The 14,179-nt window shown below is 63.3% G+C and carries 12 protein-coding genes; 6 read left to right on the forward strand and 6 right to left on the reverse strand.

All coding sequences use genetic code 11. From position 1 onward, the window contains the following. The first annotated feature begins 58 nt into the window (after positions 1–58). Genes GTP44_RS10650 through GTP44_RS10660 form a run of 3 tightly spaced genes read left to right on the forward strand, consistent with a single transcriptional unit; the run spans position 59 to position 4,034 of the window. The gene (locus GTP44_RS10650) at positions 59–1,753 is read left to right on the forward strand and encodes a bifunctional metallophosphatase/5'-nucleotidase (protein WP_161019403.1); all 1,695 of its coding nucleotides are present in this window, start codon (positions 59–61) and stop codon (positions 1,751–1,753) included. 2 nt (positions 1,754–1,755) lie between these two features. Beyond that, positions 1,756–2,979, forward strand: a complete 1,224-nt coding sequence (locus GTP44_RS10655) for a phospholipase D-like domain-containing protein (RefSeq protein WP_161019404.1) — start codon at positions 1,756–1,758, stop codon at positions 2,977–2,979. Beyond that, positions 2,976–4,034 (forward strand): S1/P1 nuclease, encoded by a 1,059-nt coding sequence (locus GTP44_RS10660; protein WP_161019405.1) that lies wholly within the window; start codon positions 2,976–2,978, stop codon positions 4,032–4,034. Before GTP44_RS10655 ends, GTP44_RS10660 begins: the two co-directional genes overlap by 4 nt. 13 nt (positions 4,035–4,047) lie before the next feature. On the opposite strand, the gene GTP44_RS10665 is transcribed toward GTP44_RS10660, so the two are convergent. Continuing rightward, the gene (locus GTP44_RS10665) at positions 4,048–4,959 is read right to left on the reverse strand and encodes a substrate-binding periplasmic protein (protein WP_229256872.1); all 912 of its coding nucleotides are present in this window, start codon (positions 4,957–4,959) and stop codon (positions 4,048–4,050) included. A 23-nt stretch (positions 4,960–4,982) separates the two neighbouring features. Further along, complete coding sequence (locus GTP44_RS10670) at positions 4,983–5,750, reverse strand: DeoR/GlpR family DNA-binding transcription regulator (RefSeq protein WP_161019406.1); 768 nt, start codon at positions 5,748–5,750, stop codon at positions 4,983–4,985. A 69-nt stretch (positions 5,751–5,819) separates the two neighbouring features. Here GTP44_RS10670 and nudK point away from each other — a divergent pair, with 69 nt between their 5' ends. Beyond that, positions 5,820–6,395 (forward strand): GDP-mannose pyrophosphatase NudK, encoded by a 576-nt coding sequence (gene nudK, locus GTP44_RS10675; RefSeq protein WP_161019407.1) that lies wholly within the window; start codon positions 5,820–5,822, stop codon positions 6,393–6,395. Next, the gene (locus GTP44_RS10680) at positions 6,392–6,748 is read left to right on the forward strand and encodes a c-type cytochrome (RefSeq protein WP_161019408.1); all 357 of its coding nucleotides are present in this window, start codon (positions 6,392–6,394) and stop codon (positions 6,746–6,748) included. Before nudK ends, GTP44_RS10680 begins: the two co-directional genes overlap by 4 nt. On the opposite strand, the gene GTP44_RS10685 is transcribed toward GTP44_RS10680, so the two are convergent. The 4 genes from GTP44_RS10685 to GTP44_RS10700 all read right to left on the reverse strand — a co-directional run bounded on the left by GTP44_RS10685 (position 6,745) and on the right by GTP44_RS10700 (position 11,406). Continuing rightward, positions 6,745–7,716 (reverse strand): ABC transporter permease, encoded by a 972-nt coding sequence (locus tag GTP44_RS10685; protein WP_160990863.1) that lies wholly within the window; start codon positions 7,714–7,716, stop codon positions 6,745–6,747. The genes GTP44_RS10680 and GTP44_RS10685 overlap by 4 nt on opposite strands. Before the next feature lie 7 nt (positions 7,717–7,723). Next, on the reverse strand, positions 7,724–8,797 hold the full coding sequence (locus GTP44_RS10690) for an ABC transporter permease (RefSeq protein WP_202424046.1): 1,074 nt from the start codon (positions 8,795–8,797) through the stop codon (positions 7,724–7,726). Next, entirely contained in the window at positions 8,794–10,323 is a 1,530-nt protein-coding gene (locus GTP44_RS10695) for an ABC transporter ATP-binding protein (RefSeq protein ID WP_160990862.1), read from the reverse strand. The genes GTP44_RS10690 and GTP44_RS10695 overlap by 4 nt, the downstream gene beginning before the upstream one ends. 87 nt (positions 10,324–10,410) lie before the next feature. Next, complete coding sequence (locus tag GTP44_RS10700; protein WP_161019409.1) at positions 10,411–11,406, reverse strand: BMP family lipoprotein; 996 nt, start codon at positions 11,404–11,406, stop codon at positions 10,411–10,413. 499 nt (positions 11,407–11,905) lie between these two features. Between GTP44_RS10700 and GTP44_RS10705 the strand changes: the two genes are divergently transcribed. Next, positions 11,906–14,176 (forward strand): TonB-dependent receptor, encoded by a 2,271-nt coding sequence (locus tag GTP44_RS10705; RefSeq protein ID WP_161019410.1) that lies wholly within the window; start codon positions 11,906–11,908, stop codon positions 14,174–14,176. Positions 14,177–14,179: the final 3 nt, after the last annotated feature.

The following is a 14,179-nucleotide window of genomic DNA, read 5'->3' on the forward strand; positions in this document are numbered from 1 at the left end:
CTGTAATTGCAGCTCGGTTGCGCTGTACAATATTCGATTACGTCCCGATTCATACGCAATGAAAAAAAATCTTAGCCTGATCGCGCTGGCCATGCTGAGCGGCTGCGCCGCGCTGTCCCGACCGCCCTTGCCGCCCGGTGTGGCCGAAGTCCAGCTGGTGACGCTGAACGACTTCCACGGCAATATCGAAGCCAGCAAATACACCTGGGACAGCGTCAACGGCGGCGGCGAGCGCGTGATCCAGGCCGGCGGCATCGACACGCTGGGCGCGGCCTTGCAGGCGTGGCGCAAGGAAGATCCGCAACTGCTGCTGGTCGGCGCCGGCGACTTGATCGGCGCCAGCCCGGCCATCTCCTCGATGTGGGCCGACGAGCCGACCATCGGCGCCATGAATCTGCTTGGCCTGCGCGCGACCTCGGTCGGCAATCACGAATTCGACCAGGGCCGCATCGAGCTGCTGCGCCAGCAGAAGGGTGGCTGCGTGTCGCCGCGCCCCGACAAGGCCTGCAAATTCGAGGGCACGTATCAGGGCGCGCAGTTCCAGTACCTGGCCGCCAACGTGATCGACATGAGCACCCGCAAGCCGGTGCTGCCGGCCTACAAAATCGAAACCGCCCACGGCGTGAAGGTCGGCTTGATCGGCACCGTGCTGCGCGAGACCGCCGAGTCGTCGCTGGCGTCCGGCATCGCCGGACTGGATTTCGTCGACGAGGCGGACGCCATCAACCGTCAGCTGCCGGAACTGCGCAAGCAAGGCGTCGGCGTGTTCGTGGCGCTGATCCACCAGGGCGGCAAGACCACCGATAAATTCGACCAGCAGGATTGCGCCAATCTGACAGGCCCGATCGTGGATGTGGTCAAGCGCCTCGATCCGTCGATTCGCCTGGTCATCAGCGGCCACTCGCATCAGGGCTATCTGTGCAAGGTGGGCGACCGCCTGGTCACGCAGTCCGACATGGGGGGCCATGTCATGAGTCGCATCACGCTGACCGTGGACACCAACAGCAACAGCCTGCGCGATGTCAGCGCGCGGCAGGAAGTGATGGTGCCGGGTAAATGGCCGGCCGATCCGGCGCTGGACGCTTATCTGAAAAAGACCCGCGCCAGCAGCACTGCCGCGCTGGCGCGTCCGGTGGCGAAGATCGCCTTGCCGAGCGTGAAGCGCGGTAAAAAAACCGAGGGTGAATCCGCGCTGGGCGATCTGGTGGCGGATTCCATGCTGCTGGCGGGCCGTCCGTTCGGCGCGCAGATCGCGCTGCAGAATTCGGGCGGCATCCGCCAGGATCTGGAATCCACCGCCGGCAATGTGGTCACGCTGGGCCAGGCCATGGCGGTTCTGCCGTTCGGGAACACGCTGGTGGCGATGAACCTGCGCGGCGCGCAGATCGTCGAGCTGCTGGAAGAGCAGTGGGTCGGCGGCCGCGATAGCGTTCGCGGTCTGCTGCAAGTATCGGATGGCTTCACCTACGCGTGGGACGAGTTCAAGCCGGAAGGCCAGCGGGTCGTGCCGGACAGCGTGAAGCTGAACGGCGAGCGGCTGGACATGAACACCTCCTATCGCGTGGTGACCAACAACTTCCTGGCCGAGGGCGGCGACGGTTTTCCGGTCTTTAAGAAAGGCAGCAACCGCGCCCCGACCAATATTCGCGACATCGATGCGCTGACCCAGTATTTGGTCAAGCGTGAACGCGACAACAAGCCTGCCGGCTCCGCCGAACCACAGGCTCGCTACAAGAACGTACAAGGGGAGTAATGATGCGCCGTATTTTAGTTTCCGCCCTGATGGCGGCGGGTGTTCTGGCCGCGCCGGCGCACGCCGAGTTTTCGATTCCCGGCTATGAGCTGGTGCAGACCGCGCCGGTCGAAACGCCGCTGCACAGCGACGATCTGCGCAGCCCCGCGCAGGTGTGGACCGAGATGTTCGACAACGCCACGAGCGAAATCGTCATCGGCCAGTTCTACGCGGTGATCAAGCCGGGCAGCGTGTTCGACAAAGTCGTTGAGCATCTGGAGGCGGCCGGCAAGCGTGGCGTGAAGATCCGTTTCCTGCTCGATCAAAAGGGCGTGGGCCTGTCGGAGAAGCCGACCATCGAGCGCCTGAAGGCGATTCCCAACCTGGACCTGCGCATCCTCGATTTCAACAAGCTGACCGGTAACGGCATCATCCACGCCAAGTATCTGGTGGTCGATGGTAAAACCGCCTTCATCGGCAGCCAGAATTTCGACTGGCGCTCGTTCGAGCATATCCACGAAACCGGCTTGCGCATCACCGATCCGAAAGTGGTGGGCCAGGTACTGGCGATCTTCAACCAGGACTGGCGCGCGCAGGCGCTGACCGCGGCCGGCCAGATCGCGCCGGTGCTGAATGTGAAGACGGCGCTGCCGGACATTCATCAGCCGACCTTCCTGTTGGCCAGTCCCAACCAATACAACCCGGCCGGCGTGGGCGACTCCGAAACCGGCCTGCCGGCGCTGCTGGCGGAGGCCAAGAGCGAAGTGCGCATCCAGTTGCTGGACTACGCGCCGCTGAGCTATGGTCCGAAAGGCACGCGTCCTTACTATGCGGTGATCGACAACGCGGTGCGCGCCGCCGCCAATCGCGGCGTCAAGATTAAGCTGATGGTCTCCAACTGGAACCTGGAGCAGCCGGCGCAGGTGTATCTCAAATCGCTGGCCATCCTGCCAAACGTGGAGATCCGCGTGGTGACGCTGCCGGTGGCATCGACCGGTTTCGTGCCGTTCGCGCGCGTCATCCACAGCAAGACCATGGTGATCGACAATCAGGTGGCGTGGGTTGGCACCAGCAACTGGGCCGGCGGCTACTTCGACCTGTCGCGCAATCTGGAAGTGGTGATGCGCAACGAGAAGATGGCCCAGCGCCTGGCGGCGTTGCAGGAGCAGACCTGGACCTCGTCCTATGCGCAGCCGCTCGACATCAACAAACAATATCCCAAGCCAGCGAAAGGCAGTCCTGAATGAAGAAGCTCGCATGCATACTGGCGCTGAGCAGCGCCTTCGTTTCCCTGAACGCCCAAGCCTGGGGCAATGACGGCCACCGCGCGGTGGGCGCGATCGCCGATCAGCTGATCAAGGGCAGCAACGCCGAGAAGCAGGTGCGGGCCTTGCTGCTGCCCGGCGAAAGCCTGGCCAAAGTGGCCTCGTGGGCCGACTGTGTGAAGGGCACTTACTGCGGCCCGCAAACGGAGGAGATGGTGGCCTACACCACCGCCAATCCGCAGCACAGCGAATACCACTACACCGACGTGCCGTTCCAGCTGTCGCACTACGAGGACCATGGCGTCGGCACCACCGATCATGACATCGTGCAGACGCTGAAGCAGTGCATCGCGGTGCTGCAAGGTAAGGGCGACGCCACCACCAATCCGCACAACTTCACGCCGCGCCAGGCGCTGCTGATGTTGACGCACCTGAGCGGCGACATCGCGCAGCCGCTGCATGTGGGCGAGGGTTATATCGGCAAGAACGGCGGCTTCGTGGTACCGACGCAAAAGCAGCTGGATGACAAGGAGGCTTTCGGCACGACCGGCGGCAACAACCTGCAACTGGACGACATCAAGCTGACGGCCAAGAGCGCGGAGCTGATTCCGGCGGCGCCGGAAGAGGAGAAGCCGGCGACCACGCCAGCGCGTCCGGCGCCGACCACGCGCGCGTTCCACTCGTACTGGGATACCACGGTGGTCAACTACGCGTTCCGCCGCATCGGTGCACGCACGCCGGAGCAGTTCGCGCAGATGGTCATCGCCGGCAATCCAGTGGTGGCCGCCAACACTGGCGATCCCGTGACCTGGCCGTACCAGTGGGCGGATCAGACGCTGACCGTGGCCAAGCTGGCTTATACCGACGTGGTGCCGGGTCCTATGGGGCAGCAGACCAGCAAGAAGGGGGAGGTCTATAACGTCTGGCCGCTGGCGATTCCGGACAACTATCCGGTGCCGTCGTCCGCCGCCGCGCGTGCGCAGTTGATTCAGGGCGGCTATCATCTGGCCGCCGTGCTGAAAGCGATCTGGCCGTAACCAATGACGGGGTTTATTTTCCGGTGATGGGATTGAACCAGAGTTCGCCGCGCGACAGCGGCGTCTCTGGCGGCAGATGGGGATTCTTTAGTTGCAGCAGGCGCCGCCCGGCCAGCGCGCCGGCCTTGATGCTCGCGCCCTTGTAGCGCTGGAACAGGGCGTTGAGCGAACCATCCTTGATCATCATCTCCATGCCGTCGGTGATGCGCTGCGCCAGCAGCTTGCCTTCGTCGTCGCGCCGCAGGAAGAAGTACAACGGCAGCGGATAGTGCAGCAACAGGGTCGGTTCGATCACCATGCGCGGGAAGGCCGCATGGCGCTCGCGCCACTCGCGCTGGGCCTCGTCGATGCCGCGCGAGAACCAGTCGAAGCGGCCCGCGCTCAGCATCGCGAACAGCCCGGGATAGCTACTGCCTTCCACCACGCTGAAGCCGGCGTCGCGCAGCAGCGGCACATCGATCCATCCGGCGCCCTGGCCGACGCGCAGCTTGCGCAAATCATCCAGCGTGTTGACGGCGGCGAAGCGTGGCAGATCATCGCTGCGCACCAGGAACATGCGGTAGCCCAGCAAGCCCTTGTCGATCGGCAGCCGCACCGGCAGGAATTGCCGCTCCAGCTCCGGCGACGTGGCGCGCGCGAAGATGTTGATGCGGCCACCGGGCGTCAGCAGTTCCTGCGCCACCCGCGGCGACGACATCGCGTGCGTCGACTGGCGCATCGTGAACGGCCCGTAGCGCGGCTCGGTCTTCCGCAAGGCCTCGCGCAGCACTGCCCAGTCGTACTCGTAGCGGCTGTCGGCGTCGTCCAGCGTGGTGAGCGGATAGACCAAGCGGTTCATCGCGCCGGCAGCGCCGGCCACCAGCCATAACGCTGTCAGCAGCAGCGGCCAGCGCAGGATTTTTGTAAAAGCGTCAGGCTTCGTCATCCAGTCAGTTTGCCATGCCAATGTTAAGCCTTGGTGACCTCGATGCCGAGTTTCCGATAACGCTTGAGCAGCGCTTCCGGCGCGTCGCCGCTGACGATGATGGCACTGACGTGCGACAGCGGCGCGATCTGGTACGGCGACGCCGTATCGAGCTTCTCCGGCGAGGCCAGCACCACGGTGCGGCGCGCCATGGCGCTGATGGCGCGCTTGATGCCGGCCTCGTCGAAATCGCCAGTGCTGATGCCCGATTCCGGATGCACGCTGCACACGCCCATGAAGTAGATGTCGGTGCGGATCTGGGCAATCGTCTCCAGCGTCGCCGTGCCCATCGCCACGATGGAATGCTTGAACAGCCGGCCGCCGATCAGGATCACCTCCGCCGCCGCATGTTCGGCCAGTTCCACCGCCACCGACGGGCTGTGCGTCACCACCGTGCAGCTCAGGTCTGGCGGCAGCGCGCGCGCCAGCTGCACGGCGGTGGTACCGCCGTCGATGAACACCACCTGGCCCGGCGTGATCATGGCCGCCGCGGCGCGGGCGATGGCCGGCTTGGCGTCGCTGGACAGGCGCTGGCGTTCGCTGAACTTGCCCATCGCCGGCGACGGCGGCAGGTCAAGCGGCAGCGCGCCGCCGTGCACCCGTTGCAGCAGGCCTTCGGCGGCCAGCTCGCGCAGGTCGCGGCGGATGGTATCTTCGGACAGACCCAGTTCCTCGCTGAGCGAGCGGGCGACGATCTGCCCATCCTGTTTCAGGCGGGCGAGCAGCAGTTCCTTGCGTTGGCGTGTCAGCATATGCACGAATTTTCTTGATATTGCATGATACTGCATGATATCGTAAAAAAACGCAATCAGGAGAACAGCATGCCCGACGACCATATCCGCATCCATCAGGTAGAGACCCTGTCCGACGACTGGTTCCTGCTGAAGAAGACCACCTTCGACTACCGCCGCCGCGACGGCAGCTGGCAGCGCCAGACGCGCGAAACCTACGACCGTGGCAACGGCGCCACCATCCTGCTGTACAACCGCGCGCGGCGCACCGTGCTGCTGGTGCGGCAGTTCCGCTTTCCAACCTACGGCAACGGCCATGACGGCTTCCTGATCGAGACGGCGGCCGGCCTGCTGGACCGGGCCAGTCCGGAGGAACGCATCAAGGCCGAGGTGGAGGAGGAAACCGGTTATCGCGTCGGCGAGGTGCGCAAGGTGTTCGAGGCTTTCATGAGTCCCGGTTCGGTGACGGAGCGCCTGTACTTCTTCGTGGCCGAGTACGACGCCGCGTCGCGCGCCAGTGAGGGCGGCGGCATCGCCGAGGAGGGCGAGGATATCGAGGTGCTGGAACTGCCGCTGGATCACGCGTTACAGATGATCGCCTCGGGCGAGATCGCCGACGGTAAAACCATCATGCTGCTGCAATACGCGGCGTTGCATCTGTTATGAAAACACTGTTATTGATCGTTTTGTTGGCCGCCACGCCGGCCCACGCGGCGGGGGATCCGAAGAACGGCGCGCTGCTGTTCCAGCGCTGCGCATCGTGTCACGCGGTGGGCCCGTATGCGAGCGCCGGTTACGGGCCTCAGCTGAACGCCATCGTCGGCCGCAAGGCCGCGTCGACCAGGGACTACAAGTATTCGGAAGCGATGAAGAAGTCCGGCCTGGTGTGGACCGAGAAGAATCTGGCGGCCTACCTGCGCGCGCCGCATGACGTGGTGCCCGGCACCAGCATGCGCTTCTGGGGAATCAAGGACGAACAGCAGGTCGCCGACCTGCTGTCCTATTTGAAGACGTTTTAGCGCGACTTCACGAACGGCGTGCCGAGCGCCTTCGGCGCCACCGACTTGGCCATCAGGCCGGCCAGCACGATCACCGTCAGCACGTAGGGCACCATCTGGATCAGCGCGCCCGGCACGCGGCCGACCACCGGCAGTTCCACGCCCTCGATCTGGATCTGCACCGCGCCGAAGAAGCCGAACATCAGGCAACCGAGGAAGGTGTGCAGCGGACGCCAGTTGCCGAACACCATGGCGGTCAGCGCCAGATAGCCGGCGCCGGCCGACATGTCACGCAGGAAGAAGCCACTCTGCACGATCGACAGGTAGGCGCCCGAGAAGGAGCACAGCACGCCAGCGATGATCATCGCCATGTAGCGCTGGCGCTCGACGTTGACGCCGGCCGCATCGGCCGCGTGCGGGTTCTCGCCGCAGGCGCGCAGGCGCAGGCCGAAGCGGCTGTGGTAGATGACCCAGTGCACCAGCGGCACCAGCAGGAACGCCAGGTAGACCAGCACCGAGTGGCCGCCGATCAGGTGCGCATACAGCCAGCCGATGAAGGGGATACCTTCCACCGCCGCCGAACCCGGCAGCACCACGTCGAACAGACGCGCCGAGCCCAGGTCCGGCGTGCGTCCGCCCTGCTGGAAGATGTACTGCGCCACGACGAAGGTCAAGCCGCTCATGGCGATGTTGATGGCGATGCCGGCCACCAGCTGGTTGCCCTTCTGCGTGATCGCCACATACGCTTGCAGCGTTGCCAGCAGCACCGACACCAGGATGCCGGCCATCACGCCGTACCACGGGTTCTGCGTGGTGAAGCCAACGGCGGCCGAGACGAAGGCCGACGCCAGGATCTTGCCTTCCAGGCCGATGTCGATCACGCCCGAGCGTTCAGCGAACAGGCCGGCCATGCCGGCGAAAATCAGCACCGGCGCGTTGCGCACGGTGGACACCAGAATACTGCCGATATGCAGGTCGTCTAAGGTCATATCGTTCTCACTTCTTGAAGTTGAGCGCTTTGGCGATGACCGGCGCGTACAGGTTTTCCATCGCGCCGCAGAACAGAATGATCAGGCCCTGAATCAGGATCACGGTTTCCGGCGGAATGTTCTGCTTTTCCAGCGACAGGTCGAAGCCGCCCTGGGTCAGCGCGCCGAACAGCACCGCCGACAGGAAGATGCCGACCGGATGCTGGCGGCCCATCAGCGCGATGGCGATGCCGATGAAGCCGGCGCCACCGACGAAGTTCAGCGACAGGTAGTGGGTCGAGCCCATGATGGAGTTGACCGAGCCGAGGCCGGCCAGCGCGCCCGAGATCAGCATGACGATGATGATCATCTTGCTGATGCGGATGCCGGCGTAGTGCGCGGCGTGCTTGTTCAGGCCGGTGGCGCGCAGCTTGTAGCCCCAGGCCGAACGCGACACCACCACGCCGTAGATCACCAGCGCCAGGATGGCGATGAAGAAGCTGATGTTGAGCGGCGTCTCGCCCAGCACCGGCAGCCATTGGTTCAGGCGCGGCATCTCGGCGGCGGCGCTGAAGGCGCGGCTGGCCGGATTCTGCTCGCCCGCCGGCACCAGCTTGACGATGACGGTGTTCATCAGCGACGCGGCGATGTAGTTGAACATGATGGTGGTGACCACCACGTGGCTGCCGCGCTTGGCTTGGAGGTAGCCGGGCACGAAGGCCCACAGCGCGCCGAACAGCGCCGCCCCGAGCATGCCGACCGGAATCAGCAGCCACGGCGACAGCGTGCTGTCGAAGCTTAGCATGGCCAAGGTCAGGCCCAGACCGGCGAAGTACATCTGGCCTTCGGCGCCGATGTTGAACAGGCCGGCCTGCATGGCGATCGAGACCGCCAGGCCGGTGAAGATGAAAGTCGAGGCGTAGAACAGCGTGTAGCTCAGGCCCTCCGGATTGACGACGGCGCTGTTGATCAGGATCGCCAGTGATTCGGTCGGGCTCTCGCCCAGCAAGTGAATCACCAGCGCCGTCACCAGCAGGGCCGACAGCAGGTTGAGGACGGGCATGACAAACGCGGTTGCCCAGCGTGGCAGGTCTTTATTCATGATTTGTGTTCGCCCCCCATCAGCAGGCCGATGCGGGTGGTGTCGAATTCTTCAATTTTCAGTTCGCCGGTGATGCGGCCGCCGCACATGACCAGAATACGGTCCGCCAGCGCGCGCACTTCTTCCAGCTCCACGGAGACCAGCAAGATGGCGACGCCCTCGTCGCGCAGCTTGAGCAGCTGGGCGTGGATGCTCTCGATGGTGCCGATGTCGACGCCGCGGGTCGGCTGGCCGACCAGCATCAGCTTCGGCCGCGCCAGCACTTCGCGCGCGATCACCACTTTCTGCTGGTTGCCGCCGGACAGCAGGCCGATGCGCAGGTCGTGGTTGTTCGGGCGCACGTCGAAGTTGCGCATCAGCTCCGCGCAGCGGCCGGCGATGGCCTTGAAGTTGAGCAGGCCCCAGCGGTTCTTCAGCTTGTCCTGGTAGCCGAAGATGGTGTTGTGCATCACCGAGAAGGCCTTGACCACGCCGTCGCGCAGGCGGTCTTCCGGCACGTGGCCGATGCCCAGTTCGCGGAAGGTGCGCGGCAGGCCATCGGCGTCGGCGCGGCCGGCGAACGGCAGCGGCTGGCCGAGGAAGTCGAGCTGGCCGGAGGTCGGCAGGCGCATCCCCGACAGAATTTCCATCAGCTCGCTCTGGCCGTTGCCGGACACGCCGGCCACCGCGACGATCTCGCCGGCGCGCAGCGTGAAGCCGATGTCGGCCAGCAGCTTGACGCCCTGGTCGTCCAGCAGTTGCAGGTCTTGCACCTGCAGCACCGGCGCGCCGGGATGGTACGGCGCGCGCGGCAGGTTGTTCTCGATCGGCCGGCCGACCATCATGTTGGCCAGCGCTTCCTTGGTGGTGTCGGCGGTCGGCACGGCGCCGATCACGCGACCGCCGCGCATCACGGTGACGGTGTCGGTGATGTCGAGGATCTCCTGCAGCTTGTGGGTGATCAGGATGATGGTCTTGCCCTGTTCCTTGAACAGGCGCAGGATCTCGAACAGCGACGCGGTTTCCTGCGCGGTCAGCACGGCGGTCGGCTCGTCCAGGATCAGGATGCTGGCGCTGCGGTAGATCTGCTTGAGGATCTCGACGCGCTGCTGCGCGCCCACCGACAGGTCTTGAATCGTGGCCAGCGGGTCGACGTCGAGGCGGTAGCGGGCGCAGATGTCGCGCAGTTCAGCCTCCACCTTGGCGCGCTTGGGCTTGAGCTGGAAGCCGCCCTCGCTGCCCAGCATCACGTTGTCGAGCACGGTCATGTTCTCGACCAGCATGAAGTGCTGGTGCACCATGCCAATGCCGAGGGCGATCGCCTCCTGGCTGTTGTGGATGCGGCGCGCCTGGCCATCGAGCAGGATCTCCCCGCCATCGGCGCGGTAGTATCCGTACAGGATGCTCATCAGGGTCGATTTGCCGGCGCCGTTCTCGCCCACCAGGCCGTGGATCGAGCCCTTGGCGATGGCGAAGCTGACGTCCGTGTTCGCTTTCACAGCGCCGAAGTGCTTGGCGATGCCGCGAAATTCTACTGCTGGCTGCATAGGATCGTTTTTGGTGCGGTTAGATAAAATGTTAAACGCGCCGCGCGGGGCGATTCCCCGGCGGCGCGCTCAATGTTCAGGCGAATATCAGGCTGGGCAGGCCGCGCCCGAACGGATGTCGATGACCTTGACCTTGCCGTCGATGATATCCTTGCGCGCGCCCGTCACGCGCTTTTCGATTTCCGGCGTGATCAGCTTGCGGTTGTTCTCGTCCAGCGCCCAATCGACGCCGCCTTCCTTCAGGCCCTTGGCGGTGACGCCAGCCTTCCAGGTGCCGTTCTTCATCTGCATGAACGAGTCATAGACGGCGTTGTCGACGCGCTTGACCATCGAGGTCAGGATGCTGCCAGGGTACAGGTGATTCTGGTTGGAATCGACGCCGATCGCCAGCTTGCCTTTTTCCTTGGCCGTCTGCAGCGTGCCCAGGCCCGAACCGCCGGCCACCGCGAACACCACGTCAACGCCGCGGTCGAATTGCGAGCGGGCCAGTTCACCGCCCTTGGCCGGGTTGTTCCACGAGTCGGACGAGGTGCCGACCATGTTGGAGGTGACGTCGATCTTCGGATTGACGGACTTGGCGCCTTGCGCGTAGCCGCAGGCGAAGGTACGGATCAGTGGAATGTCGACGCCGCCGATGAAGCCCAGTTTCTTCGACTTGGACGCCATGGCCGCCGCCACGCCCACCAGGTAGGAGCCTTCTTCTTCCTTGAAGGTGATGGAGTTGACGTTGGCGCCGTTGGCCACACCGTCGATCAGCACGAAGCGGACTTTGGGGAATTCCTTGGCGACTTTCTGCACGGCCGCCTGCTGGGCGAAGCCGATGGCGGCGATCAGGTCCAGGTTCTTGCGGGCGAGGCCGCGCATCACCTGCTCAGCCTGGGTGTCGCTGGAGGCTTGCACCTCGATGAAATTGATGTTGGTTTCTTTTTTGAAGCGCGTGGCGCCTTCGAAAGCGGACTGATTGAACGACTTGTCGAACTTGCCGCCTGCGTCATACACGATGCCCAGCTTAGGGTCTGCCGCGGACGCGCTGGCAGCGACAAACAATGCTGCAACCGTCAAACTAAGTTGTGAAAGTTTCATGAATAGGCTCCTGGAAGTTCGTTATTGTATATTTTTATTGGGCGGAACATGTACTGGCTGGCCGTTTTATTCCTGTAAATGCCTGATTACAGGCGGTAAGTGCTAGTAACTTGTCAAAAGATTGCAGGAATTGCAATTGGCAAACGTTCGTCTGGTTTCGTCATCCATGTCGCAATGCAACAACAGCGGCCACCGAATTAAAAATTTTTCTCGTGTTGCTTTTTTGTCCTAATGGACAAACTTCCATCGGCCTTACGTCACCCGGTTTCATAGAGAAAGCCGGTCAATGGCGCGGTTTTGGCCGATCCATGACTATGCACCAGCGCCAATATGTACGACAAATTCGTTTTTTCTTGGCTATTTATACAAAATAGATATGAATCAAGAACTGCAAAAGTTCACTTTCCGGCGATTTCTTCCGTGCTAGCATGTTTGGTAATGTGTATATCGTTATAACTAAAACCACACGATCACCATATAACTTAAGGGAGCAGGACCAATGAGCAAGCAACGCAGTATCGCCGTGCGATCGAGCATGATCGCACTCGCCGTCGCCAGCGCTTTTCCTCTGGCACAGGCACAGGAAACCAGCGCCAACCAGCTGGAAACCGTGATCGTCACGGCCCAGCGCCGCGCGGAAAACATCAAGGACGTGCCGATGTCGATCGCCACCATCAAGGGCGACAAGCTGGACACGCTGACCGCCGGCGCCGGTGACATCCGTATCCTGTCCGGCCGCACGCCGTCGCTGAACATCGAGTCCGACTACGGCCGCGCCTTCCCGCGGTTCTACATCCGCGGCCTGGGCAACACCGACTTCGACCTGAACGCCTCGCAGCCGGTCGGCTACGTGATGGACGACATCGTCATGGAAAACGCCATGCTGAAAGGCTTCCCGGTGTTCGACGTCGACCAGGTCGAGGTGCTGCGCGGCCCGCAGGGCACGCTGTTCGGCCGTAACTCGCCGGCCGGCGTGATCAAGTTCGACTCGGCCAAGCCGGTGTTCAAGCAGGAAGGCTATGTGCAGTTCGGCGTCGGCAACTACTCGGCCAAGACCGCCGAGGGCGCGTTCAACATCCCGGTCAGCGACACCGTGGCGCTGCGCTTCTCCGGCACCAGCCAGCACCGCGGCAACCGCGTGCACAACACCAACCCGACCCCAGGCAAGGGCACCCAGGACTTTGAAGGCTACGGCGACAACGCCTTCCGCCTGCAAGCGCTGGTCAAGCCGAACAAAGACTTCGAGGCGCTGTTCAATTATCATCAGCGTAACTACCACGGCAGCGCCACGCTGTTCCGCGCCAACATTCTGAAGCAGGGCACCAACGATCTGGTCGATGGCTTCGACTACGGCTCTTACCCGACCGACGGCATCAACTATCAGAAGCTGAAAACCCAGGGCGGCAGCATTCGCCTGAAGTACAACCTGAACGACATCACGCTGCACTCGATCACCGGCTACGAGAAGCTGGACTTCAACAGCCGCGCCGACGTGGACGGCGGCTATGGCGCCGTGTACGCGCCACCGTATGGCCCGGGCCGCATCCCGTTCGTGGTGGAAACCGCCGACCTGCTGCCGAACCACAAGCAGTTCACGCAAGAGTTCCGCGCCGAGTCCAACTACAAGGGCCCGCTGCAATGGATCGGCGGCCTGTACTACTTCAACGAAGCGATCCAGATCGACAGTATCAGCTTCGACAGCCTGGCGCCGGGTAACCCGCAGAACATCCCTTACGCACGCCAGAATCAGAAATCGAAATCGTGGGCAGCCTTCGGCTCGGTCAACTATGCCGTGTCCGACAAGCTGAAACTGCGCGCCGGCCTGCGCTACACCGACGACAAGAAAGACTTCTCCGCCTCGCGCACCGACTACAACGCCGCCAACGTGCTGGTTACCGTACCGCATACGCTGGATAGCAAGACCGACAATGTCAGCTGGGACCTCAGCGGCACCTATGAGCTGACCAAGGATACCAACGCCTTCGTGCGCGTGGCCACCGGCTACCGTGCGCCGTCGATGCAGGGGCGCCTGAATGGCCTGGCCGATGTGCCGACCATGGCCGGCGTCGAGAAAGCGCTGTCGTATGAAGCCGGTATCAAGCAGGATCTGTTCGACAAGCGCGCGCGCCTGAGCGCCACCGTGTTCCAGTACCGCGTCAAGGACAAGCAGCTGACTGCCGGCAGCGGCGGCGTCAACATGAACCGCCTGCTGAACGCCGACAAGGTCACCGGTCAGGGTATCGAGCTGGACCTGCAAGCCAACCTGGGCTACGGCTTCAGCGGCTCGCTGGGCTACAGCTTCAACGACACCGAGATCAAGGACAAGAACGTGCGCGTGCAGTACTGCGGTAACGGCGCCAACAATCTGGGCATGGGCTGCACGCCGACCAACGTCGCCGCGCCGGGCTACCCTGGTTACGTGCTGATCGACGGCAACGACATGCCGCGCGCGCCGCGCAACCAGGCCAACTTCTCGCTGAAGTACAGCACCGACGTGGGCAATGGCGAGCTGTATGCGATCACCGACTGGAGCTACCGCAGCAAGTACAACTTCTTCCTGTACACCGCGGTCGAGTACACCGCCAAGCCACTGACCGAAGGCGGCCTGCGCGTGGGCTACAAGTGGGGCGACGGCAAGTATGAAGTGGCCGCCTTCGGCCGCAACATCACCGACAAGATCGTGCCGCTCAGCGCGATCGAGTTCAACAACCTGACCGGCATGCTGAACGAACCGCGCACCTACGGCGCCACGTTCAAGATGAACTTCTAAGCC

The organism is Duganella lactea (assembly GCF_009857505.1).
Classification (GTDB): domain Bacteria; phylum Pseudomonadota; class Gammaproteobacteria; order Burkholderiales; family Burkholderiaceae_D; genus Rugamonas; species Rugamonas lactea.